This is a genomic window from Streptomyces fragilis (assembly GCF_003112515.1).
GTDB lineage: Bacteria > Actinomycetota > Actinomycetes > Streptomycetales > Streptomycetaceae > Streptomyces > Streptomyces fragilis.
On the sequence record NZ_BEVZ01000001.1, the window covers coordinates 1 to 19,931 of the forward strand.

16 protein-coding genes are annotated in these 19,931 nt (G+C 74.4%); 4 read left to right on the forward strand and 12 right to left on the reverse strand.

Features of this window, described 5'->3' with window-relative positions; genetic code table 11:
- Positions 1-236: 236 nt before the first annotated feature.
- Positions 237-1,244, reverse strand: a complete 1,008-nt coding sequence (locus Sfr03f_RS00005) for a stage II sporulation protein M (protein WP_108951568.1) — start codon at positions 1,242-1,244, stop codon at positions 237-239.
- A 159-nt stretch (positions 1,245-1,403) separates the two neighbouring features.
- On the opposite strand from Sfr03f_RS00005, the gene Sfr03f_RS00010 reads away from it, so the two are divergent.
- On the forward strand, positions 1,404-2,666 hold the full coding sequence (locus Sfr03f_RS00010; protein WP_108951569.1) for an RDD family protein: 1,263 nt from the start codon (positions 1,404-1,406) through the stop codon (positions 2,664-2,666).
- Positions 2,667-2,716: 50 nt separating this feature from the next.
- On the opposite strand, the gene Sfr03f_RS00015 is transcribed toward Sfr03f_RS00010, so the two are convergent.
- Together Sfr03f_RS00015 and ahcY are read right to left on the reverse strand one after the other, a co-directional pair.
- The gene (locus tag Sfr03f_RS00015) at positions 2,717-3,343 is read right to left on the reverse strand and encodes a hypothetical protein (protein ID WP_108951570.1); all 627 of its coding nucleotides are present in this window, start codon (positions 3,341-3,343) and stop codon (positions 2,717-2,719) included.
- 93 nt (positions 3,344-3,436) lie between these two features.
- Positions 3,437-4,891, reverse strand: a complete 1,455-nt coding sequence (gene ahcY, locus Sfr03f_RS00020; protein WP_108951571.1) for an adenosylhomocysteinase — start codon at positions 4,889-4,891, stop codon at positions 3,437-3,439.
- 301 nt (positions 4,892-5,192) lie between these two features.
- Here ahcY and lepB point away from each other — a divergent pair, with 301 nt between their 5' ends.
- Entirely contained in the window at positions 5,193-5,891 is a 699-nt protein-coding gene (gene lepB / locus Sfr03f_RS00025; protein WP_108951572.1) for a signal peptidase I, read from the forward strand.
- A 239-nt stretch (positions 5,892-6,130) separates the two neighbouring features.
- Here the strand turns inward: lepB and Sfr03f_RS00030 are convergent, their stop codons facing one another.
- The 6 genes from Sfr03f_RS00030 to Sfr03f_RS00055 form a co-directional block, all read right to left on the reverse strand.
- On the reverse strand, positions 6,131-7,102 hold the full coding sequence (locus Sfr03f_RS00030; protein WP_108951573.1) for a cation diffusion facilitator family transporter: 972 nt from the start codon (positions 7,100-7,102) through the stop codon (positions 6,131-6,133).
- 103 nt (positions 7,103-7,205) lie between these two features.
- A complete protein-coding gene (manA, locus tag Sfr03f_RS00035) occupies positions 7,206-8,357 on the reverse strand; it encodes a mannose-6-phosphate isomerase, class I (RefSeq protein WP_108951574.1) in 1,152 nt (383 codons plus the stop codon).
- A gap of 76 nt (positions 8,358-8,433) precedes the next feature.
- Positions 8,434-9,582 (reverse strand): SIS domain-containing protein, encoded by a 1,149-nt coding sequence (locus Sfr03f_RS00040; RefSeq protein ID WP_108951575.1) that lies wholly within the window; start codon positions 9,580-9,582, stop codon positions 8,434-8,436.
- A 118-nt stretch (positions 9,583-9,700) separates the two neighbouring features.
- Positions 9,701-9,871, reverse strand: coding sequence for a Trm112 family protein (locus tag Sfr03f_RS00045; RefSeq protein ID WP_108951576.1), 171 nt, complete (start codon positions 9,869-9,871; stop codon positions 9,701-9,703).
- A gap of 249 nt (positions 9,872-10,120) precedes the next feature.
- Entirely contained in the window at positions 10,121-11,488 is a 1,368-nt protein-coding gene (locus Sfr03f_RS00050) for a phosphomannomutase/phosphoglucomutase (protein ID WP_108951577.1), read from the reverse strand.
- A gap of 203 nt (positions 11,489-11,691) precedes the next feature.
- On the reverse strand, positions 11,692-12,072 hold the full coding sequence (locus Sfr03f_RS00055) for a DUF3499 domain-containing protein (protein WP_372514354.1): 381 nt from the start codon (positions 12,070-12,072) through the stop codon (positions 11,692-11,694).
- A gap of 160 nt (positions 12,073-12,232) precedes the next feature.
- Here Sfr03f_RS00055 and Sfr03f_RS00060 point away from each other — a divergent pair, with 160 nt between their 5' ends.
- Positions 12,233-12,685 (forward strand): metallopeptidase family protein, encoded by a 453-nt coding sequence (locus Sfr03f_RS00060; RefSeq protein ID WP_108951578.1) that lies wholly within the window; start codon positions 12,233-12,235, stop codon positions 12,683-12,685.
- 114 nt (positions 12,686-12,799) lie between these two features.
- Here Sfr03f_RS00060 and Sfr03f_RS00065 read toward each other — a convergent pair whose 3' ends face one another.
- The 3 genes from Sfr03f_RS00065 to Sfr03f_RS00075 form a co-directional block, all read right to left on the reverse strand.
- A complete protein-coding gene (locus tag Sfr03f_RS00065) occupies positions 12,800-14,380 on the reverse strand; it encodes a DUF5719 family protein (protein WP_108951579.1) in 1,581 nt (526 codons plus the stop codon).
- Entirely contained in the window at positions 14,377-18,162 is a 3,786-nt protein-coding gene (locus Sfr03f_RS00070; protein WP_108951580.1) for a glycosyltransferase family 2 protein, read from the reverse strand. The genes Sfr03f_RS00065 and Sfr03f_RS00070 overlap by 4 nt, the downstream gene beginning before the upstream one ends.
- A gap of 231 nt (positions 18,163-18,393) precedes the next feature.
- Positions 18,394-18,657: a WhiB family transcriptional regulator gene (locus Sfr03f_RS00075; RefSeq protein ID WP_108951581.1), complete on the reverse strand. Its 264-nt coding sequence runs from the start codon at positions 18,655-18,657 to the stop codon at positions 18,394-18,396.
- Positions 18,658-19,391: 734 nt separating this feature from the next.
- Between Sfr03f_RS00075 and Sfr03f_RS00080 the strand changes: the two genes are divergently transcribed.
- Positions 19,392-19,901, forward strand: a complete 510-nt coding sequence (locus Sfr03f_RS00080; RefSeq protein WP_108951582.1) for a cysteine dioxygenase — start codon at positions 19,392-19,394, stop codon at positions 19,899-19,901.
- Positions 19,902-19,931: the final 30 nt, after the last annotated feature.

Genomic DNA, 19,931 nt, shown 5'->3' on the forward strand with positions numbered 1-19,931 from the left:
GACTTTATCAGATGTTTTCGGCCGGTCTTGCCGGCTTCGAATTTCCGATTTATCGGGGGATTGCCGCTCCGGTCCGGTGAACGTCCGGTAAGCGACTCGGTAGATCCTACCGGCTGCCAGTGGGTGCTCCGCACCGCTCCGGGCAACTGTTCTAATCTACCTCCCCCATCGTGCCGCGTCAACGGCAGTTCCGGGGGCGAAGAGGAGAGTAGCAGCTTGTAAGGGTCCGATGCACATCAGGCGACGACCGGCGCCTCGGCGCTCCGGCCGCTCTCCTCCACGTCGCCCGTCTCGCCCGCCCGTACCGCGCGACCGCCGAGTACCCAGACGTAGGCGAGGAACGCCAGCTCGACGACGACCCCGATGCCCACGCGCGCCCAGGTCGGAAGGCCCGACGGGGTCACGAAGCCCTCGATCGCGCCGGCCACGAAGAGCACCAGGGCCAGGCCGATCGCCATGGCCAGAGCCGCCCGCCCTTCCTCGGCGAGCGCCGTCCTGCGGGTCCGCGGTCCCGGGTCGATGACCGTCCAGCCGAGCTTGAGACCCGTCCCCGCGGCGACGAAGACGGCGGTGAGCTCGATCAGACCGTGCGGCAGGAGCAGGCCGAGGAAGAGTTCGAGTCGTCCGGCGTCGGCCATCAGGCCCACACCGATGCCCAGGTTCAGCATGTTGAGGTAGAGGACGTAGAGCACCGGCAGCCCGAGGAAGACGCCCATGATCAGGCAGAGCGCCGCGGCCTGGGCGTTGTTCGTCCACACCTGGGCGGCGAACGAGGCGGCCGGGTGGCTCGAGTAGTAGTTCTCGTACTGACCGCCGGGACGGGTCATCTCGCGCAGGTCCTCGTCCGAGCCGAGGATCGCCTGGACCTCGGGGTGGGTGGCCACCCACCAGGCGAGGAGGGCTCCGACCGCGATGGACAGGATCGCGGTCGGCACCCACCAGCGGCGGGAGCGGTAGACGGCGGCCGGGAAGCCCTGCCCGAGGAAACGGGCGACGTCCTTCCAGGACGCCTTGCGCGTGCCGGTGACACGGCTGCGGGCGCGGGCGACCAGCTGGCTCAGCCGGCCGGTGATCCGCGGGTCCGGGGCGCTGGAGCGGACGGCGGAGAGGTGGGTCGCCGCGCGCTGGTAGAGGGCGACGAGTTCGTCCACCTCCGCGCCGGTCAGGCGGCGCCGGCGGTTGAGCAGCGCTTCCAGACGGTCCCACTCGGCACGATGGGTGGAGACGAAGACGTCCAGATCCATGGGTGTCGGCTGCTCCTCAACCTGTGTCGACAGGGCGGTCCTGCGGCGGCGTGCTGCACAGCTTGGCAGACTGGCGGCCCGTACGTCAGTGCGGGAGGAATCCCGGCGGCGGCATGATCACGGTGTCGGAAGTCGGGGCGGTCGGAAGGGGCGGGGCGGATGGATCAGTTGGTGACCGGGGAGGCGGTGGCCCTGGAGGTCAGACCGGCGCGGCTGCCGAGCAGGGCTCTGGCGGTGGTGCTCGACCTGATGGTGGTGCTGCTGGCCTGGGTCATCGTGATGATGCTGCTCTTCGCGACGATGAACACCGTCGACGACGCGGCGGGCGCCGCGATCTCGCTCGGGACCTTCCTGCTGATCCCCGTCGGCGCGCCCATCGCGGTGGAGGCGCTCACCCGCGGTCGGTCACTGGGCAAGCTGGCCCTGGGACTGCGGGTGGTGCGGGACGACGGCGGGCCCATCGGGTTCCGTCACGCGCTGGTCCGGGGACTGATCGGGATGTTCGAGCTCATCCTGACCTTCGGCGTGGTCGCCTGCATCGCCTCCCTGGCCTCGGCACGGGGCCGGCGGCTGGGCGACGTGTTCGCCGGGACGCTGGTGGTGCGCGAGCGGGTGCCGGGCGGGCAGGTGACGGGGACTCCTCCGCCGCCGCCGTGGCTGATCGGCCGGTTCGCCGCACTGGACCTCTCCGCCGTGCCGGACGACCTGTGGCTGGCGGTGCGGCAGTACCTGACGCGGATGTTCCAGCTGGACCCCGCGGTGGGCCATGAGGTGGCGCACCGGCTGGCCGGGGACGTCGCGGCCCGGACGGGGGCGCAGACGCAGGGGATGTCGGCGCCGGAGTTCCTGGGGGCGGTGTTCTACGAGCGGCAGATACGGGAGGCGGCTCGGGCGCAGGCCGCCGCGCAGGCGCGGGCGCGGGTGCAGGCGCCGGTGGGCGGGGCGTACCCCTCGCCGGTGGGCGGGGCCGCCCCCACATGGGGGCAGGCTCCGGGGTACGGCTCCGCTCCTGCTCCGGGGTACGGCCCCGCGGCCGCTCCGGGGTACGGCTCCGCTCCCGCTCCGGGGTACGGCTCCGCTCCCGCTCCGGGGTACGGCCCCGCGGCCGCTCCCGGCTCTTGGCCCGCGGCCGCTCCTGCTCCGGCGTCCTGGCCCGCTCCGGCTCCGGGGTCCGTTCCGGCTCCGCCGACGGCGGCAACCCCTGCGCCCCCTCCGACGACACCGCCGGCCCACCCGGACTCCCCCGCTCCCGCAGCGGCTCCGTCTCCCGCTCCGGCAACGGACCCGGCACCCCCGGCGCTCCCCGTGCCCCCGGCGCTCCCCGTGCCGCCCTCGGCGCCGTCGGGGCCCGCGGGCCCGGTGAAGCCGGCGGTGCCGGAGGAGACCCCGGCCCGCGGCGGCGGCTTCGCGCCGCCGGCCTGAGGTCTGCGCGCCTCAGGCCCGGGGTCCACGTGCCCCCGGCCTGAGGTGGCCTACGCGCCGCCGTCGGCGAAGGCCGACGGCGGTGACCGCAGGTCGTCGAGCTCGATCCCGGGTGCGGACAGGACCACGTCACCCGCCAGGTGGACGGCGTGCACCTCCCCCGTGTCGAGGTCGGTGACCCGGTACTCGTCCACGACGAGCGGGCCGGCGTCGGTGGGGTGCGCGTCCCTGCCGACGAGGGCCCAGGTCCGGTCGACCGTGAGCGGCGCGAGGACCGGGTCGGTGAACGCGACGAGACGGACGCGGACCGGCCCGCCGGACGGCTCCGGGCGCAGCAGGCGGGCGGTGGCGACCAGGAAGGCCGGGGAGTCGCCGGTGAAGGCGTGGGCGCGGACGTTCCCCTCGGTCGCGTGGGTCCCCGTCGGGTCGGTGCGCACCCAGGTGACGCCGTCGAGGGCGGCGCCGCGTACCTGCCAGCCGCCGGCGTGGAGCTCCACGCGCAGCGGGCGGCCGAGATCGTCGAGCGTGACGTCGACCGATCCCCGGTGGTCACCCGTGGGAGTGAGCAGCTGGGAGACGTAGCGCCAGCCGGACGGGCCGGGCGCGCACTGGAAGTGCTCCTCGCCGAGCGGGGCGCCGTCGTGCGGGTCGTGGAGCAGGTAGCGGCCGGTGGGCATCGGATGTCCTGGGTGCTCGGGGTGCCGGACGGGGGCAGGCCCCCGCCGCGAGGGCGAGGGCCTGCCGGGAGGTGCCGTGCTGCGGACCGCCGCTCAGTAGCGGTAGTGGTCCGACTTGAACGGGCCGTCGACCTCGACGCCGATGTAGGCGGCCTGCTCGGGGCGCAGCTTGGTGAGCTTGACGCCGAGCGCGGCGAGGTGGAGGGCGGCGACCTTCTCGTCGAGGTGCTTGGGCAGCACGTAGACGCCGATCGGGTACGCGTCGGGCTTGGTGAACAGCTCGATCTGGGCCAGGGTCTGGTCCGCGAACGAGTTGGACATGACGAACGACGGGTGGCCGGTCGCGTTGCCCAGGTTCAGCAGGCGGCCCTCGGACAGCACGATGATCTTCTTGCCGTCGGGGAAGGTCCAGGTGTGGACCTGCGGCTTGACCTCGTCCTTGACGATGCCGGGGACCTTGGCGAGGCCGGCCATGTCGATCTCGTTGTCGAAGTGGCCGATGTTGCCGACGATGGCCTGGTGCTTCATCTTGGCCATGTCGGCGGCCATGATGATGTCCTTGTTGCCGGTCGTGGTGATGAAGATGTCCGCCGTCTCCACGACCTCGTCGAGCGTGGTGACCTGGTAGCCGTCCATCGCCGCCTGCAGCGCGCAGATCGGGTCGATCTCGGTGACGATCACCCGGGCGCCCTGGCCGCGGAGCGACTCCGCGCAGCCCTTGCCCACGTCGCCGTAGCCGCAGACCACGGCCGTCTTGCCGCCGATCAGGGTGTCGGTGGCGCGGTTGATGCCGTCGATCAGGGAGTGGCGGCAGCCGTACTTGTTGTCGAACTTCGACTTGGTCACCGCGTCGTTGACGTTGATCGCCGGGAAGAGCAGGACGCCGTCGCGCTGCATCTCGTACAGGCGGTGCACGCCGGTGGTGGTCTCCTCGGTGACGCCGCGGATCTCCGACGCCAGGTGGGTCCACTTCTGGGAGCCCTCGCCGATCGTGCGGTGCAGCAGGCGGAGGATCTCGAGGTGCTCCTCGGACTCGGCGGTCTCCAGGGCGGGGACCTCGCCGGCCTTCTCGTACTCGACGCCCTTGTGCACGAGGAGGGTGGCGTCGCCGCCGTCGTCGAGGATCATGTTCGGGCCGCCGGTGGGGCTGTCCGGCCAGGTCAGCGCCTGCTCGGTGCACCACCAGTACTCCTCCAGCGTCTCGCCCTTCCAGGCGAAGACGGGAACGCCCTGCGGGTCGTCCGGAGTGCCGTCGGGGCCGACGGCGATGGCGGCGGCCGCGTGGTCCTGGGTGGAGAAGATGTTGCAGGAGGCCCAGCGGACCTGCGCGCCGAGGGAGACCAGGGTCTCGATCAGGACGGCGGTCTGGACCGTCATGTGCAGGGAGCCGGTGATGCGGGCGCCGGCCAGCGGCTGCGCCTCGGCGTACTCCTCGCGGATCGCCATCAGGCCGGGCATCTCGTGCTCGGCGAGAGTGATCTCCTTGCGGCCGAACTCGGCCAGGGAGAGGTCGGCGACCTTGAAGTCCTGTCGGTTGTCGACAGTCATGAAGTGCTGCTCCTCGCGGATAGCGGTGTGCGGGTAGAGGTCGGGTACGGCTGGTCTGCGCGACGGCGTACGGGGCACCGCGGTGCCTCGTCGGCACAGGAGTGCCCACGCGCGCGCAGCGCAGTCCGTCGGAGGCCCTCTCTCCCTCGGCCGGCCCGCCGCTCACCGCGGGGTACCGCCCGACCGCCATCAGCAGCGACGTCTGGCTCCGTCCCAAGCTACACCGGCCGCCCCGCCGCGCCCCAGTCCGGGACGGCCCCGCTAGCCTCTTCAGGCCCAACGGGGCCTGCAGAAGGGGCAGATGATGAGTGGAGCGGCGCGGCTGGTGACGGCGGGCGTGACGGCGGCGGTGGTGGGGGCCGCGTTGACGGCGACGTGCCTCGTGCGGGTGCTGACGGGCTACGGAACGGCGACGATCCCCTCGGAGAGCATGCGGCCGACGTTCGAGCCGGGTGACCGGATGTTCTACGAGCGCATCGACGGGACGGACCTCGGGTCGGGCGGCGCGGGCGGGGACCGGCTCCGCCGCGGCGACGTGGTGCTGTACTCGGCTCCGGAGCGGTACGGCGACGTGCTGGTGGTGCAGCGGGTCGTCGCCACCGGCGGGGAGCGGGTGGCCTCGCGCCGCGAGGGGTGGACCGAGGAGGTGACGGTCGACGGGCGGAAGCTGGACGAGCCGTACCTGCCTGACGGGAGGACCGCCTCGACGTCGCCCTACGAGGTGACGGTGCCCGAGGGGCGGCTGTTCCTGCTGGGCGACAACCGGGGCAACGCGCGCGACTCGCGGTCCTTCCTCGACGACCGGGGTGGCACGGTCGCGGTGGACGCGGTGGTGGGGCGGGTGGTGCCGGGGTCCGCGCTGCGGTGGCTGCTGGTGGGGGCTGCGGCGGGGGTGCTCGTGCTGCTCGTGGGGATCGTGCTGGGGATCGTCGGGGCGGTGGGGCGGCGCCGGGAGGTGCCGGTGGGGGTCGCGATGCCGGAGTGGGCGGCACGGCCCTGAGTGCCGAGGGCTGGGCCACTGCTCGGGGCTTCCCGCCCGGGCCGGCCCCTCCCCGGAACCAACCCGGCCGGCCCTTCCCCGGAAACCGGCCGGCAGCTTCCCCGGAACCGGACCGCACCCCCGCCCCCGCCCCCGACCCCGTCGAGCGAGCCGGGGCGGGAACAGGGCGGGAACTGGACGGGAAACAAGCGGGCCCGCCGCCGGGGGTGCCGGGGCGGGCCCTGGGAAGGGGAGGCGGGTCAGTGGCCGGGGGCGGCGCCGCCCGGGGTGGCCTCGGGGTCGGGGCCGGCGGCCGCGGCGGTCTCGCTGTAGATGTCCGGCTCGAGGTAGATGACGCGGGCGATGGGAACCGCGGCGCGCACGCGCTTCTCGGCGGCGTCGATCGCGCCGGCGATCTCCGCGGCGCTGGAGTCGGCCTTGACCGCGATCTTCGCGGCGACCAGCAGCTCCTCGGGGCCCAGGTGCAGCGTGCGCATGTGGATGAGACGGGGCACGGTGTCGCCGTCGACCACCGCGGCTTCGATCTTCTTCACTTCCTCGATGCCGGCGGCCTCGCCGAGCAGCAGCGACTTGGTCTCGGCGGCCAGCACGAGGGCGATCACGATCAGCAGGACGCCGATGCACAGGGTGCCGATGCCGTCCCAGACACCGTCGCCGGTGAGGATGGCGAGGCCGACGCCGCCGAGGGCGAGGACCAGACCGACCAGCGCGCCGAGGTCCTCCAGCAGGACGACGGGCAGTTCGGGCGCCTTGGCCCGGCGGACGAACTGGGTCCAGGAGAGACCGCCGCGGAGGCCGTTGGACTCCTTGATGGCGGTCCGGAAGGAGAAGCCCTCGGCGATGATCGCGAAGACCAGCACGCCGACGGGCCAGTACCAGTGCTCCAGCGAGTGCGGGTCCTTGATCTTCTCGTAGCCCTCGTACAGGGCGAACATGCCGCCGAGCGAGAAGAGCACGATGGAGACCAGGAAGGCGTAGATGTACCGCTCGCGCCCGTAGCCGAAGGGGTGCTGCGGGGTGGCCTCGCGCTTGGCCTTCTTGCCGCCGACCAGCAGCAGGCCCTGGTTGCCGGAGTCGGCGAGCGAGTGGACGCTTTCCGCGAGCATCGACGACGAGCCGCTGAAGAGGAACGCCACGAACTTCGCTACCGCGATCGCGAGGTTCGCGGCCAGTGCCGCCACGATCGCCTTGGTTCCGCCTGACGCGCTCATGAGTTCGCGTGGTCCTTCCTGCTCAGCCGTCATGTCCGTTGACCGTCGGCATTGTTGCAGGCCGCTGCCCCCGGGGCGTGACGGCCGTGCTGCCGAGCGGTCCTCAGCAGGAGACGGTTGCCCGGAAAAGCGTCCCGCTCCCGGACACTTCGGTTCTTTCTCCGGCGGGGACGAACACCGAAGCGCCGGGCCCGAGCTTCAGTTCGCCGACGCGGACACCGCCCTCGGTGCACAGCAGCACCTGGGGCGCGGGCCGGGTCAGGTCGACGCCGGCGGATCCGTCGGTGAGGCGGAGGCGGGAGAGGCGGAACTCGTCCACCGGGGTCTCGTACAGCTCCTCGCCGTCCGGCAGGGCGCGCGGGGTGAGGACCTCGCTCCCGCAGGACGCGAAGCGGACCACCTTCAGCAGTTCGGGGACGTCGACGTGCTTGGGGGTGAGACCGCAGCGCAGCACGTTGTCCGAGGTGGACATCAGCTCGACGCCCAGGCCCCGGAGGTAGGCGTGCGGGACGCCCGCCGACAGGTAGAGGGCCTCGCCGGGCGCCAGGCGGACGTGGTGCAGCAGCATCGAGGCGAGGACCCCGGGGTCGCTGGGGAAGTGGCGCGCTATGCGGGCGTAGACCTCGTACCGCCCGCCGAGGCGCTCGCAGGCCGCCGCGGTGGCGGCGACGGTCCGGGCGGTCTCCTCGGAGTCGCCGGTGAGGACCGCGGTCAGGACCTGGCGCAGCGCGTCCTCCTCGGGGAGGGTGCGCAGGGCCTCGACGTACGGGGCGAGGGCGGGCACCTGGAGGCCGTCGAACAGGTCGGCGGTCCCGGCCGCCGGGCGGAAGCCGCACAGGCCCTCGAAGTCGGTGAGGGCGCAGATCAGCTCGGGCTTGTGGTTGGCGTCCTTGTAGTTGCGGTCCGGGGCATCGAGGGCGATGCCGCGGCGCTGTTCGGCCTCGTACCCCTCGCGGGCCTGGACGAGGTCGGGGTGGACCTGCAGCGAGAGAGGACTGGCGGCGGCGAGCAGCTTGAGCAGGAACGGCAGCCGCGGGCCGAAGCGGGCGACGGTCCCGGCGCCGAGTTCGCGCTCGGGGTCGGCGGCGATCACGTCGGGCAGGCTGCCGCGCGGGGTCCGGGAGGGCGCTCCGGGGTGGGCCCCCATCCACATCTCGGCCTGCGGCTCACCGGTGGGCCGTTCGCCGATCAGTTCGGCGATGGCGGTGGTGGAGCCCCACGCGTAGGGGCGGATGGTGTTGGTGAGGAGGTCCATACCCTTCGTCTCCGGGTGTCTCGGCGTGTCCCCCGCGCCGGGGGTTCCGGGGCGGGTGCGGTGTTCCGGCACCAGCTCAGACACCCGAGGCGAGCGCCAGGTAAACGGCGGCGAAATCGGTGATGGCGATCAGTTCCGCCAGGGTCTCGAGTTCCTCGCCGTCCTCCGGCTCCAGTGCGCTGACCGGGGTGTCGTGGCCGACGGCCAGGTCCCGGGCGGCGGGGGCCGCGCTGAGGCCGCCGGTGGGGCGGTCCCGCAGGAGGACCACACGCGCCCGGAGGGCCGCCGGTTCCTCGACGCGGTCGCGGAAGAAGTCGTCGGGGTCGCCGCCGGCGGCGAGCGGGCCGGAGAGCAGGGCGCTGTGGGCGTCCATCGCCTCGGGGAGCTCGGCCACGACGGCGGGGCGGCCGGCCAGTTCGGCGAGGGCCGCGGCGAAGCGGCGGCCCGCCGGTCCGGCGGAGTGGCCCTCGGTCCAGACGACCGGCAGGGACTCGGCGAGTTCGGCGGCGAGGGTCTTGGCCGGATTGCCGTAGGCCGGCAGGGCGGGCCCGCAGCGCTCGGCGACGGCGTCGAGGCGGTCGGCGACCTTCTCCAGGGCGGCCGGCGGCGCGTGCAGCACGCCGGTGCGGTCCAGGAGGGCGAGCAGCGGGGTGAGCAGTGCCCACAGGACGCCGGGGGCCGAGGCGGTGAGGGCGGGCCGGGTGTCGTCCCGCTCGTCGTCGGAACGCCGGGGCGCCGCCGCCATCGGCAGGAACAGGCCGCGCGCGACGCCGACGGAGTCCGCCAGCGGGCTGCGGCCGGGGGCCACGGCGACGACCGTGCAGCCGCGGCGGTACGCCTGCTCGGCCAGGAGCGACAGGCCGGGTTCGGCGCCGTCGGGGGTGGCGATCAGGAGCAGGTCCAGGGAGCCCGCCCAGCCGGGCAGGTCCCAGCGCAGGGCGCCCGCCGCCGGGGCGACGCCGGTGGGGGCCAGGCGGATGACGGGGCTGCCGGGGCCGGCCAGGGTGCCGAGGAGGTCGGCGGTGTGGGTGGCGGCGGCGCCGGGGCCGGCGATCAGCACGGCGCGCGGGCGGCCGTCCGGGCGCAGGCCGGGGACGCCGGCCTCGTCGGCGTTGCGCAGGGCGATGCGGACGCGGGCGCCCGCCTCGGCGGCGCCGCGGAGGAGTGCGCGCCGGTCCGCCGTGGACAGGCCCTCGGGGTCGTCGAGCAGCGATTCGTCGAACATGGCGGGGAGCCTCCGGCGGCGGGTCGTGTCGTCGGTTCGCCCGGGAGGGGCGGGCCCTGCCGTGCGCCCGGGTGGGCGGCGGGGCGTCCGTCCGGGCGGGGCGGCGGGGCCGCGTCGCCTAGGCGGGGCGGCGGGCCTCGTCGACGAGCAGCACGGGGATGCCGTCGCGGACGGGGTAGGCCAGGGCGCAGTCGTCTGCGGTGCAGACGAGTTCCTCGTCGCGCTCCTGGAGGGGAGCGTGGCATGCCGGGCAGGCGAGGATCTCGAGGAGGCCGGGTTCGAGCGGCATGGGGTCCCTCCGGAGGGGTGGGGCTGTAGGGCGACGTCAGCGTACCCGGTCGGCTGTGGGGGGGGGTGAGGGCCGCGGCGGGGCAGCGGTGGTCCGCCGCGTGGGGCCTCTCCCCCGCCTGACCGGGGCTCCGCCGCGGACTCGGCCACTGTTGAGCGAACCGTCACGCATGGAACGCACCGCCTGCGCCGGCCCTCCCCCGAGCTCTCGGCTTCGCTCGAGCAGGGGGAGGACAGGCGCAGGGTGTGGTCAGCCGCGGATGATGGTGAGGACCTCGTCGCGGACACGGTTGACGGTCGGCTCGTCGCGGGCCTCGGCGTTGAGGCGCAGGAGCGGCTCCGTGTTGGAGGGCCGGACGTTGAACCACCAGTCGGCGGCGGTGACGGTCAGGCCGTCGAGCTCGTCGAGGGTGACGCCCTCGCGGCCCTGGTAGGTCTCCTTGAGCGCGGCGAGGCGGCCGGCCTGGTCGTCGACCGTGGAGTTGATCTCGCCGGAGGCCGCGTACCGGTCGTACTGGGCGACCAGCTCCGAGAGGGTGCCCTGCTGTCCGCCGAGGGCGGCGAGGACGTGCAGCGCGGCCAGCATGCCGGTGTCGGCGTTCCAGAAGTCGCGGAAGTAGTAGTGGGCGGAGTGCTCGCCACCGAAGATCGCACCGGACTTCGCCATCTCCGCCTTGATGAAGGAGTGGCCGACCCGGGTGCGCACGGGGGTGCCGCCGCACTCCTCGACCACCTCGGGGACGGACCAGGAGGTGATGAGGTTGTGGATGACCACGCCCTCGCCGCCGTGCTTGGCGAGCTCGCGGGAGGCCACCAGCGCGGTGATCGCGGACGGGGAGACCGGCTCGCCGCGCTCGTCGACCACGAAGCAGCGGTCGGCGTCGCCGTCGAAGGCCAGGCCGATGTCGGCGCCCTCCTCGCGGACCCGCTTCTGCAGGTCGACGATGTTGGCCGGGTCGAGCGGGTTGGCCTCGTGGTTGGGGAAGGTGCCGTCGAGCTCGAAGTACATGGGGACGACTTCGAGGGGCAGACCGCCGAGCACCGTGGGGACGGTGTGGCCGCCCATGCCGTTGCCGGCGTCGACCACGACCTTCAGCGGGCGGATCGAGGTGAGGTCGACCAGCGACCGCAGGTAGGCGGCGTAGTCCTCGAGGGTCTCCCGCTGGGTGATGGAACCCTGCTTCTCGGCGATCTCGGGGATCCCGCCGGTCTCGGCCCAGCCCTCGACCAGGGCGCGGATCTCGGCGAGCCCGGTGTCCTGGCCGACCGGTGCGGCGCCCGCGCGGCACATCTTGATGCCGTTGTACTGCGCCGGGTTGTGCGAGGCGGTGAACATCGCGCCGGGCAGGTCGAGGGCGCCGGAGGCGTAGTACAGCTGGTCGGTGGAGCAGAGGCCGATCTCGACGACGTCCGCGCCACGGGCCGCCGCGCCGCGCGCGAAGGCGCGGGAGAGGCCGGGGGACGACGGGCGCATGTCGTGCCCGGTGACGATCGCTGTGGCGCCCACGACGTCGACGAAGGCGGCCCCGAAGAGCTCGGCCAGCGGCTCGTCCCACTGGTCCGGCACCACACCGCGCACGTCGTACGCCTTCACGAGCTGCGACAGATCTACGGCCACGGCCTGTCCTCCTGGAAGTCGGCTGATGACCCCAAGTTACCCTCCGCCCTTTTCGCCACACCGTGCGACCGGCCCGCCGTCCGGGCGACCGCGGGCCGGCGGGGAGCGGCTCGGCCGACGAGGGCGTGGAGACCGCGCGCACAACCGTCGGCCGTGTGGCGGCGGTTGTCCGGGAGACGCGGTCGACGCCGGGGCCGGGCGGGTCAGTTGTCGGGCGAACGCAGCACGCGGAGGTGTCCGCGGCGGGGACCCTCCAGGGGGTCGCCGGACCGGCCGGCGGAACCGCCCTCGGTGGTGCGCTCCGGCGGACGGGCCGCCTCACGCACGGCGTTGGCGAGGGCCTCGAGGTCGTCGCCGGTGGGGCGGGCGGGGGCCGAGCCGTCGAGGAGCCGGACGACCTCCCAGCCGCGCGGGGCGGTGAGGCGCTCGGAGTGCTCGGCGCACAGGTCGTAGCAGTGGGGCTCGGCGTAGGTGGCGAGCGGGCCGAGGACCGCGGTCGAGTCGGCGTAGACGTACGTCAGCGTCGCGACGGCGGGTCGGCCGCAGGCGGTGCGCGAACAGCGACGTACAGGGCTCACGACGATGGACGGTACCGCACTCTTGAGCGGGCCGCGACGACTCTCCCCTACGTCACCCGCCCGTGTCGCGACGACACCTCCGGCGAACTCACGGCAAAAAGGGATCAACCGGTACCCGCCGCGCGGGCGGGCGCGGGGCGGCGCGGACGATTACGCTGCACCGGTGATGGAGAACCCCGTACCGCCCCGCCCCACGGGCCCCGGGCCCCGCCGGCGGGACCGCCACGGCCGCGGCATGCGCGGCCCGATCGCGCCTCCGCAGGTGCCGCTCGCCGCGAGCCGTGCGGAGCTCTTCGCCGACCTGGTGCAGGACTCGGTGGAGCGGCTGGAGCGGCGCTGGCCGCAGCTGGCCGAGGTCGACTTCCTGGTCCTCGAGGTGCCGCCCGCGCCGGGTTCCGACGACGCGTGGAACGACGAGGCGGTGCCGCTGGGCGGTACGGTCCCCGGCCGGGAGGGCCGCCCGGCCCGCGTCGTGGTCTACCGGCGGCCGGTGGAGATCCGGAGCAAGGGCCGGGAGGAGCGGGCCGCGCTGGTGCACGAGGTGGTGGTCGAGCAGGTCGCGGATCTGCTGGGCCTCACCCCGGAGGCGGTGGATCCCCGCTACGACGACGAGGACTGAGCCGGCGTCCGCCGGGGGCCGGCGTCCCGTGGTGCGCGCGGTGCGGACGGCAGCGGGGGAGGAGGGCGCTCGCGCCCTCCTCCCCCGCTGCCGGTGGTCCGACGTGGCGGACCGTCAGTCCTGCAGCACCGTCAGGTCCTGCTCGGCGGTGGGGACGGCGACCCGGCCGCGGTCGTCCGGCAGGGTCTGCACGGTGAACGCGGCGATGCCGCCCAGGCTGTCCACCAGGGTGCGCGACGCGTACACCGGACCGCCGGAGACCGGTTCGACCACCAGGGCGTAGGTGCCCTTGAGGCCGCTCGGCACGGGCACTTCCACGTTCGTGGTGGTGCCCTTCTTCAGCTTGTAGGTCCGGGAGGCGCCGGTGCCGCCCTCGCTGCCCGGGGACGAGGTCACCTTCACCGTGGCGTCCCCGGTCGGCGCGACCAGGGAGAGCGTGGTGCCCTTGGCGGTGTTGCCGAGCGCGGTGGCGCGGGTGGTGACGGCCTCGGTGGCGGGGATGAAGGCCGTCTCCTGCTTGCCGCCCTTGCCGCGGACCACCTGGAGTCCGGCCACCACGGGCACGTCGCGCCCGGTCGGGGTGAGCAGCAGCGAGCCGGCCTCGCCACGGGTGACGTCCTTGAGGTCCGTGGAGGCGGTCATGCCCGCCTTGACGTGCAGGGACTCGTGACCGGCCGGGGTGATGGTCCCGGTCGGCGAGGCGAGGCGGACGGTGAGGTCGGCGTCCGAGTCGCCGGGCGCGTAGGCGATCAGGCGGACCGAGGTGGCGTCCTCGGGGATGCCGGGCAGCACCAGCGAGCCCGCCGGTTCGGCGGCGGGGGCGATCCAGTCGCCGCCGTTGCCGGTGTCCAGGGCCTCCACCTGGGCGGCGACCCGGCCGCTGCGGACGCCGACGTGCGCCGTGACGTCGGGCAGCGGCTGGTCGGTCAGGGTGGAGAGCAGCACGCGCTCGCTGCCCAGGGGCGGCACGGTGATCCCGTCGGGAATGGAGGTCTCCAGCTGGCCCTCGGGACCGTAGAGCTCGATGTCGACGACGGCGGCCGAGTCGTCCGGGTTCGTCAGGTGGACGTAGTCGGTGCGGAACTCGGCGGTGCTGGCGCCCGGGAACCAGAAGTCGGTGTCGGGCACGGTGCAGGCGGCGCCGTGCAGGCCGCGGCCTGAGCCGACGGTGACCGTGGTGGTCTGCTGGACCGCCCAGCCGGGGGCGAAGCGACCGTCGGCGGTGCCGAGCAGCGCGTCCCCCTCGCCGCCGGAGACCTCCCGGGTGGCCGGCTTGCCGGGCTCCTTGAGCTTGAGCACCGGCTTGCCGGACGCCGCGCCGGCGCCCTCGGACTTCCCGCCGTCCCCGGACTTCTCCCGGTCCCCGGACTTCTCCGGGTCCTCGGACGTGCCGCCGTCCTCGCCCTCCTGCTGCTCCGCGCCGTCGTAGGCGCCGCCGGGCGGAGCGGCGGCCACCAGCTCGGCCCCGCCGCCCTCGGCGGCGCCCTCGGTGACCGGGCTGAAGGTCGTGTAGAGCGTCTCCGCGATGTCCGAGCGGCTGGGCGACGGGCAGAGCAGCTTGGTGCGCTCCACGGGCCGCTCGGCGGCCGCCCGGGCCACCTCGGCCGACGGGGCCTCGGGGGCGGTCAGCACGGCGACGCCGGTGACGGCGGCCAGGGCGACCGTGCCGGCGATCAGGGACATGGTGCGGTTCACTGCTGGCTCCCGTCGGGACGCTCACTGCCGTAGTCGTGGCCGTAGTGCTCCCGGCCGTACCCGGCGTCGTACTCCTGGCCGTACTGCTGGCCGTAGGACCCCCCGTACTCCTGGCCGTCCTGGCGGTAGCCCTGGGCGTCGGCGTCCGGCGCGTACGCCTCCCCGGCGACGAAGTCGCCGTAGGGGCCGTTGTACTCGCCGCCGCCCGCGGGGGCCGCGGGGTCGCCGGCAGCGGGGCCGTACGGGTCGTAGGCGTCGGCGGGCCAGCCGCCGTTGCCGTAGCCGCCGGACTGCGCCGCGGCGGCGTAGGCCTCCTCGGCCGGGGCGCCGGAACGACCGTCGTCGTCACGGCCGTCGTCGTCACGGCCGTCGTCCTCCCGGGCGTCCCCGGGGCGGGGGTACGGCTCGCCGGTCTGCTGGTGCGGCACCGCGGCCCCCTGCCCGGTGGTCGCCTGCGCGGCGGCCCCCTGCGCGGTGGCCCCCTGCGCGGTGGCCCCCTGGGTGGCGGCCTCCGCCTCGGCCTGGGCGCGCAGACGGCGGGCCCGGCGGCCGTCTCCCTCCAGGTCCTCCGCGGTGATCACGGGGGCCTCGTCGGGCAGGTCGTCGTCGATGTCGCGGCGGCGGCCCGGCAGGGCGAGCACGACCAGCGTGAGGGCGAGCAGGCCCTGCGCGCCGAGCCACACCGTGTGGGTCAGCGTGTTCTCGTGGGTGACCTCCAGCGCGCCGCCGCCGGGCGGCAGCCGGAAGCCCTGGGCCCAGCCGTCGAGCTCGACCGGGGTGAGCTCGGCGCCGTCGACGGTGGCGGTCCAGCCGTCGTCGAAGGTGTCGGCGAGGCGCAGGACGCGGCCCTCGGGACCGGCCGGGATCCGGCCGGCGACGTCCACCGGGCCCGCGGCGACCGGCTCGGCCTTGCCCGCGGGGGCGTCCTTGGAGGGCAGGACCACGGCGCGGGAGACCTCACGGTCCAGGCGCCACAGGCCGCTGCCGTCCTGCTGGCTCAGCCGGCTCAGACCGGGGGTGGCGTCCAGCACGCGGGTGATCTCGCGGGGGGCGCCCGGGCGGACCAGGACGTAGCGGATCGCGAAGTCGCCGAGCTCGTCGGTCTGGTCGGCGCCGGAACCGGCGACCAGGTGGGCGACCACCTTGTCGAGGACCGTGTTGTCGCCCATGGTGAGCGCCGCGTCGGCGTCGCCGAGGCGGGCGCCGGAACCGCGGACCAGGGTGTAGCCGACGTGGGCCGGGGAGGTGCTGTCCAGGACCAGGGTGCGGGCCTGGTCGTCGTCGCCGCTCTCCTCGGCGACGAACGCGGGCACCTGCACCGGGTCGCGCCGCTCCAGCGGCCCCTCGGCGCCGGCCACCATCCAGCCGACGGCCGCGATCAGCGGGCCGACCGCGGCGGCCAGGCCGATCAGCGCGGCGACCGGCTGGCGCCAGCCGAAGCTCTGCTCGGCGACCCGGGAGCGCGCGCCGTCCGCGCCGATGGCGGCGGCGCACAGCAGGGCCAGGCCGTAGACCAGGGTGGCCGGGCCGGCCCAGGCGGAGCGGTTGGACAGGGCCGCGAGGAGCAGGGCCAGCAGGGCGACCACCCAGGCGCCCGTGACCGGCATGCGGCGCTCGTCGCGCAGCAGGGCGGCCAGCGCCGCCAGGACGACGCCGACCAGCAGCAGCCCGCCGACCGTGCCGGGCCCGCCGGGGCTGGCGCCCAGCAGGTCGAGCGGCGAGGCGGCGCCGACGCCGAAGTCCATGCCGGCCTCGGTGAAGAAGCCGGTCGGCAGCAGCGAGAGCGACCAGGGCGCGAGCACCAGCAGGGGCGTGCCCAGCTGGGCGAGCAGGCGCAGCGCGTAGGGCACCAGGTCCCGGCGGCGCAGCGCGAGCACGATGACCCCGACGACCAGGGCGAGCGGCCACACGATCGGCGTGAACGCCGTGGTGAGGGTGAGCAGCAGGGTGTAGGCCCAGGTGGCGCGCCAGGTGCCGCGGGCGTCACCGCGCGCGGTGAGGCCGCTCGCGGCGACCGCCGCACGGGCCATCAGGGGCAGCACCATCGCCAGCACGGCCGTGCCGAGGCGGCCGCCGGCCAGGGCGCCCGTCACGGCGGGCAGGAACGCGTAGACGACGGAGGCCCAGGCGCGCAGCAGCCGGGACGGGACCAGCGGGCGGGAGGCGAAGTAGGCGCTCAGGCCGGCCAGCGGCACCGAGCACACCAGCAGGAAGGTGACCGCGAAGCCCGCGGAGCCTCCGAACAGGGTGCCGAGGGCGGCCACCACGGCGAGGTACGGGGGCGCGGCGCCGGTGCCGCCGGCGCCGACCGCGTGCCAGGCGGACGTGTAGGAGGCCCACAGGTCGAAGGCGCTGTCGGGGGCGGGCAGCAGGGCGCCGCCGGCCAGCGCTCCGCCGGAGAACAGCGAGCGGCAGGCGACCAGCGAGACCAGCAGGAGCAGCGCGAAGAGGACCGGGGCGGGGTTGCGGGCGACCCGCTTGAGGCGGGCGTGCTGCTCGGGCGCGACGAACGCCTCGTCCGAGTCGCCGCCGCCGCCGTGCCGGCCCGCGCCGGTGGTGGCGTCCGGGTCGGAGCGGTCGGTCAGGCTGCCCGCGGCCTGTTCGAGGGTGGCCCTCAGGGTCGCGCCGCGGGGCGGGAAGAGTTCCTTCAGCTCGCTCCTGGGGACCTCGGGGCGGGCTCGGCGGCGGCGCCCGGCGAGGATCCGCTCGGGGCGCAGCAGCACGCCGAGCAGGCCGCGGATCTCGTCGACGGCCTGGCCGGGGAGCTTGCCGACGAGGTAGCCCAGGGTGCGCAGCACGGTGCCGACGACCAGGCGCAGGAGCACCCAGGGCAGCGCGGAGCCGGGGCTGTTGACGAGCAGCGTGTAGACGGCGCCGGCCTTGTCCACGCGGTGCGGGGAGGCGACGGTGCGGCCCACGCAGTCGACGTCGCGGCGCTCGCGGGAGGCGGCCTCGGCGTGCCGGACGACGGCCTCGGGGGCGACCAGGACGCGGTGGCCGCGGGACTGGGCGCGCCAGCACAGGTCGACGTCGTCGCGCATCAGCGGCAGCCGGCGGTCGAAGCCGCCGAGCTCCTCGTAGACGTCGCGGCGGATCAGCATGCCGGCGGTGGAGACGGCGAGGGCGGGCTTGACGAAGTCGTGCTGCCCCTGGTCCTGTTCGCGGCGGTCCAGGCCCGTCCAGCGGCGGCCGCTGTTGGCGATGGTGACGCCGGCCTCGAGGAGCTGGCGGCGGTCGTACCAGCCGCGCAGCTTGGGCCCGACGACGGCGATGTCGCGGCCGACCTGGGCCTCGCGCTCGACGACGGACAGCATCTGGGCCAGGGCGTCCGGGGCGGGCGCGCAGTCGTCGTGCAGCAGCCAGAGCCAGTGCACCGGCTCGCCGTGGGGCAGGTCGGGGAGGTCGTAGGCCTCGTCCCGCCAGCTGCGGGTGGCCGGGTCCCAGCCGCTCGGCCTCTTCAGGTAGGGCAGGTCCTCGGGGGTGAGGACGGGCGCCGAGCGGTGCACCTCGTCGACCGCCTGGCCGAAGCCGGTGCGGCGGGCGAGGTGCAGCACGCGGTCGGGGCCGAGCGCCTCGGTGACCAGGCGCGCGGAGTCGTCGGCGCTGCCGGTGTCGGCGGCGAAGGCGTCCTGCACCGGACGCTCCTGGCCGAGCAGCCCCGCGAGCGCGTCGGGGAGCCAGCGGGCGCCGTCGTGTGCGACGAGCACCGCCGTGACCACGTGGCGCGGGAACTCGGGAGTGGCGGCGTCCCGAGGGACTGCCGTTTGGCTGTGCACGGTCATCGAGGTACAGGCCCCGGTTCGATGGACTGCGGTGGACGCCCCACCCCCGGCACAGGCGGCAGCCCCGGAGGCTGCGGCCTCGGCCGGCGACGGTGTGGCGTCTCGGACGGAGAGCCACACTAACGGCTGGACGACAAACGGCCCGCCGCCTGTGGAGAACCACGGGCGGCGGGCCGTACGTTGTGGAACGAACTGTGCCGTCTGTCCGGTCGCCGGGAGGCGTCCGGTCGGTCAGACGGCGGCCTTCTTGAGCCTGCGGCGCTCCCGCTCGGAGAGCCCGCCCCAGATCCCGAAGCGCTCGTCGTTGGCGAGCGCGTACTCCAGGCACTCGGAGCGCACCTCGCAGGCGAGACAGACCTTCTTGGCCTCCCGCGTGGAGCCGCCCTTCTCCGGGAAGAAGGACTCGGGGTCGGTCTGGGCGCACAGCGCGCGCTCCTGCCAGCCGAGCTCCTCGTTCGCGTCGTCGACCAGCAGTTGCTGCACCAGCTCGGTCATGCTGCGCCCCTCGTCTGTCTTTCCGCGTCCCCGTGATGTCCCCGTGTGATTCGGCCGTTACTGACTGTGGCCGAACGACACGAGTGAAATTACAAGTGTGCCGCTCCGGGCGAGTCAAGCCAGGATCTGCTATTGAGCCCCTTATTCACCCTGCGGAACCAAGGACCCGTCGAAAGTGTTCAAATCATCCTGAACTTCCACGGGCTGACGTTGGCTCAGCAGACGCCCCCTGCGAGCTCGATCACAGCTGGATCAGGGCTCGCCGGGAGGCGATCGGCACCGACAGGTTTGACGCGACCGGTTGTGCGCCATGTGTCCCGGCCACACACGGCACAAACCTTCCTTCTTTCAAGACGACCCCAGAAGGTGAAGTTCGTCCCATTCGCGCGTGGCCAGGTTGACACCCGAGGTGTGAGCCGCTGTGCTGTGGGGCATGTTCGCGAACTCGGCATCCGCCCCGTCGCGCACCGCCACGCACGTGCCGGTCGCGGTCCTCGGTGCTGCCCTCGTTCGCCGCTGTTGTCGCCGCACCGGCTGTTGAGCCTCTGACGCTCCGGCCGTAGCCCGCCCGACGATCCCCGGGCGGGTACGCGCACCCCTTCCGGGACGCCTCGTCCCCACCGCCTTCCGCGGCCCGCACCCGGGCCCAGCCGTCACGGTCCGTGATCCGGACCCCGGCGCAGGCGGCGCCCCGCACCCCCACCGCCCTCCTCGCCCCAGGAACCAGCGCACCCATGAACAGCGACAGCGACCTGCAGATCGCCGGCGACATCCTCGAGGTCCTCCACCTGCTCCGGCCGCAGCCCGAACACCCCTCCACCGTCGCCGACTTCGTCGGTCTCTCCCGGACGGTCGCCGCGGACCGCGGCCGGTGGGAGCACCTGGTGCGCTACGACACCACCACCCGTTGGTACCACCGCCTGCGCACCGGGCCGGGGTACGAGGTGTGGCTGCTGTCCTGGCTGCCCGGCCAGGGCACCGGTCTGCACGACCACGGCGCCTCCTCCGGCGTGCTCACCGTCCTGGACGGCTCCCTCACCGAGCACGGCGCCGCCGGCGGGCGCTCCGGGCCCGCCCGCCGCGTGCTGGGGACCGGCGCCCAGCGGGTCTTCGCCCCGGGGTACGTCCACGAGATCGTCAACGACTCCCTGGAACCGGCGGTCAGCCTGCACGTCTACTTCCCGGGCCTGACCGAGATGCCCATGCACACGCCCGCGCGCACCGGCGCCCGCGCGGCCCTCTGACGCGCCGCCGCACGCCCGTGGCCGCCTGCC

Bases quoted from the DNA above. Each gene is read 5' to 3' on its own strand.
- lepB (WP_108951572.1), top strand. From the start codon at position 5,193: ATGATGAGTGGAGCGGCGCGGCTGGTGACGGCGGGCGTGACGGCGGCG.
- manA (WP_108951574.1), bottom strand. From the start codon at position 8,357: ATGGACCTCCTCACCAACACCATCCGCCCCTACGCGTGGGGCTCCACC.
- Sfr03f_RS00010 (WP_108951569.1), top strand. From the start codon at position 1,404: ATGGATCAGTTGGTGACCGGGGAGGCGGTGGCCCTGGAGGTCAGACCG.
- Sfr03f_RS00075 (WP_108951581.1), bottom strand. From the start codon at position 18,657: ATGACCGAGCTGGTGCAGCAACTGCTGGTCGACGACGCGAACGAGGAG.
- Sfr03f_RS00060 (WP_108951578.1), top strand. From the start codon at position 12,233: ATGGAGAACCCCGTACCGCCCCGCCCCACGGGCCCCGGGCCCCGCCGG.
- Sfr03f_RS00070 (WP_108951580.1), bottom strand. From the start codon at position 18,162: ATGACCGTGCACAGCCAAACGGCAGTCCCTCGGGACGCCGCCACTCCC.
- ahcY (WP_108951571.1), bottom strand. From the start codon at position 4,891: ATGACTGTCGACAACCGACAGGACTTCAAGGTCGCCGACCTCTCCCTG.
- Sfr03f_RS00045 (WP_108951576.1), bottom strand. From the start codon at position 9,871: ATGCCGCTCGAACCCGGCCTCCTCGAGATCCTCGCCTGCCCGGCATGC.
- Sfr03f_RS00005 (WP_108951568.1), bottom strand. From the start codon at position 1,244: ATGGATCTGGACGTCTTCGTCTCCACCCATCGTGCCGAGTGGGACCGT.
- Sfr03f_RS00015 (WP_108951570.1), bottom strand. From the start codon at position 3,343: ATGCCCACCGGCCGCTACCTGCTCCACGACCCGCACGACGGCGCCCCG.
- Sfr03f_RS00040 (WP_108951575.1), bottom strand. From the start codon at position 9,582: ATGTTCGACGAATCGCTGCTCGACGACCCCGAGGGCCTGTCCACGGCG.
- Sfr03f_RS00030 (WP_108951573.1), bottom strand. From the start codon at position 7,102: ATGAGCGCGTCAGGCGGAACCAAGGCGATCGTGGCGGCACTGGCCGCG.
- Sfr03f_RS00080 (WP_108951582.1), top strand. From the start codon at position 19,392: ATGAACAGCGACAGCGACCTGCAGATCGCCGGCGACATCCTCGAGGTC.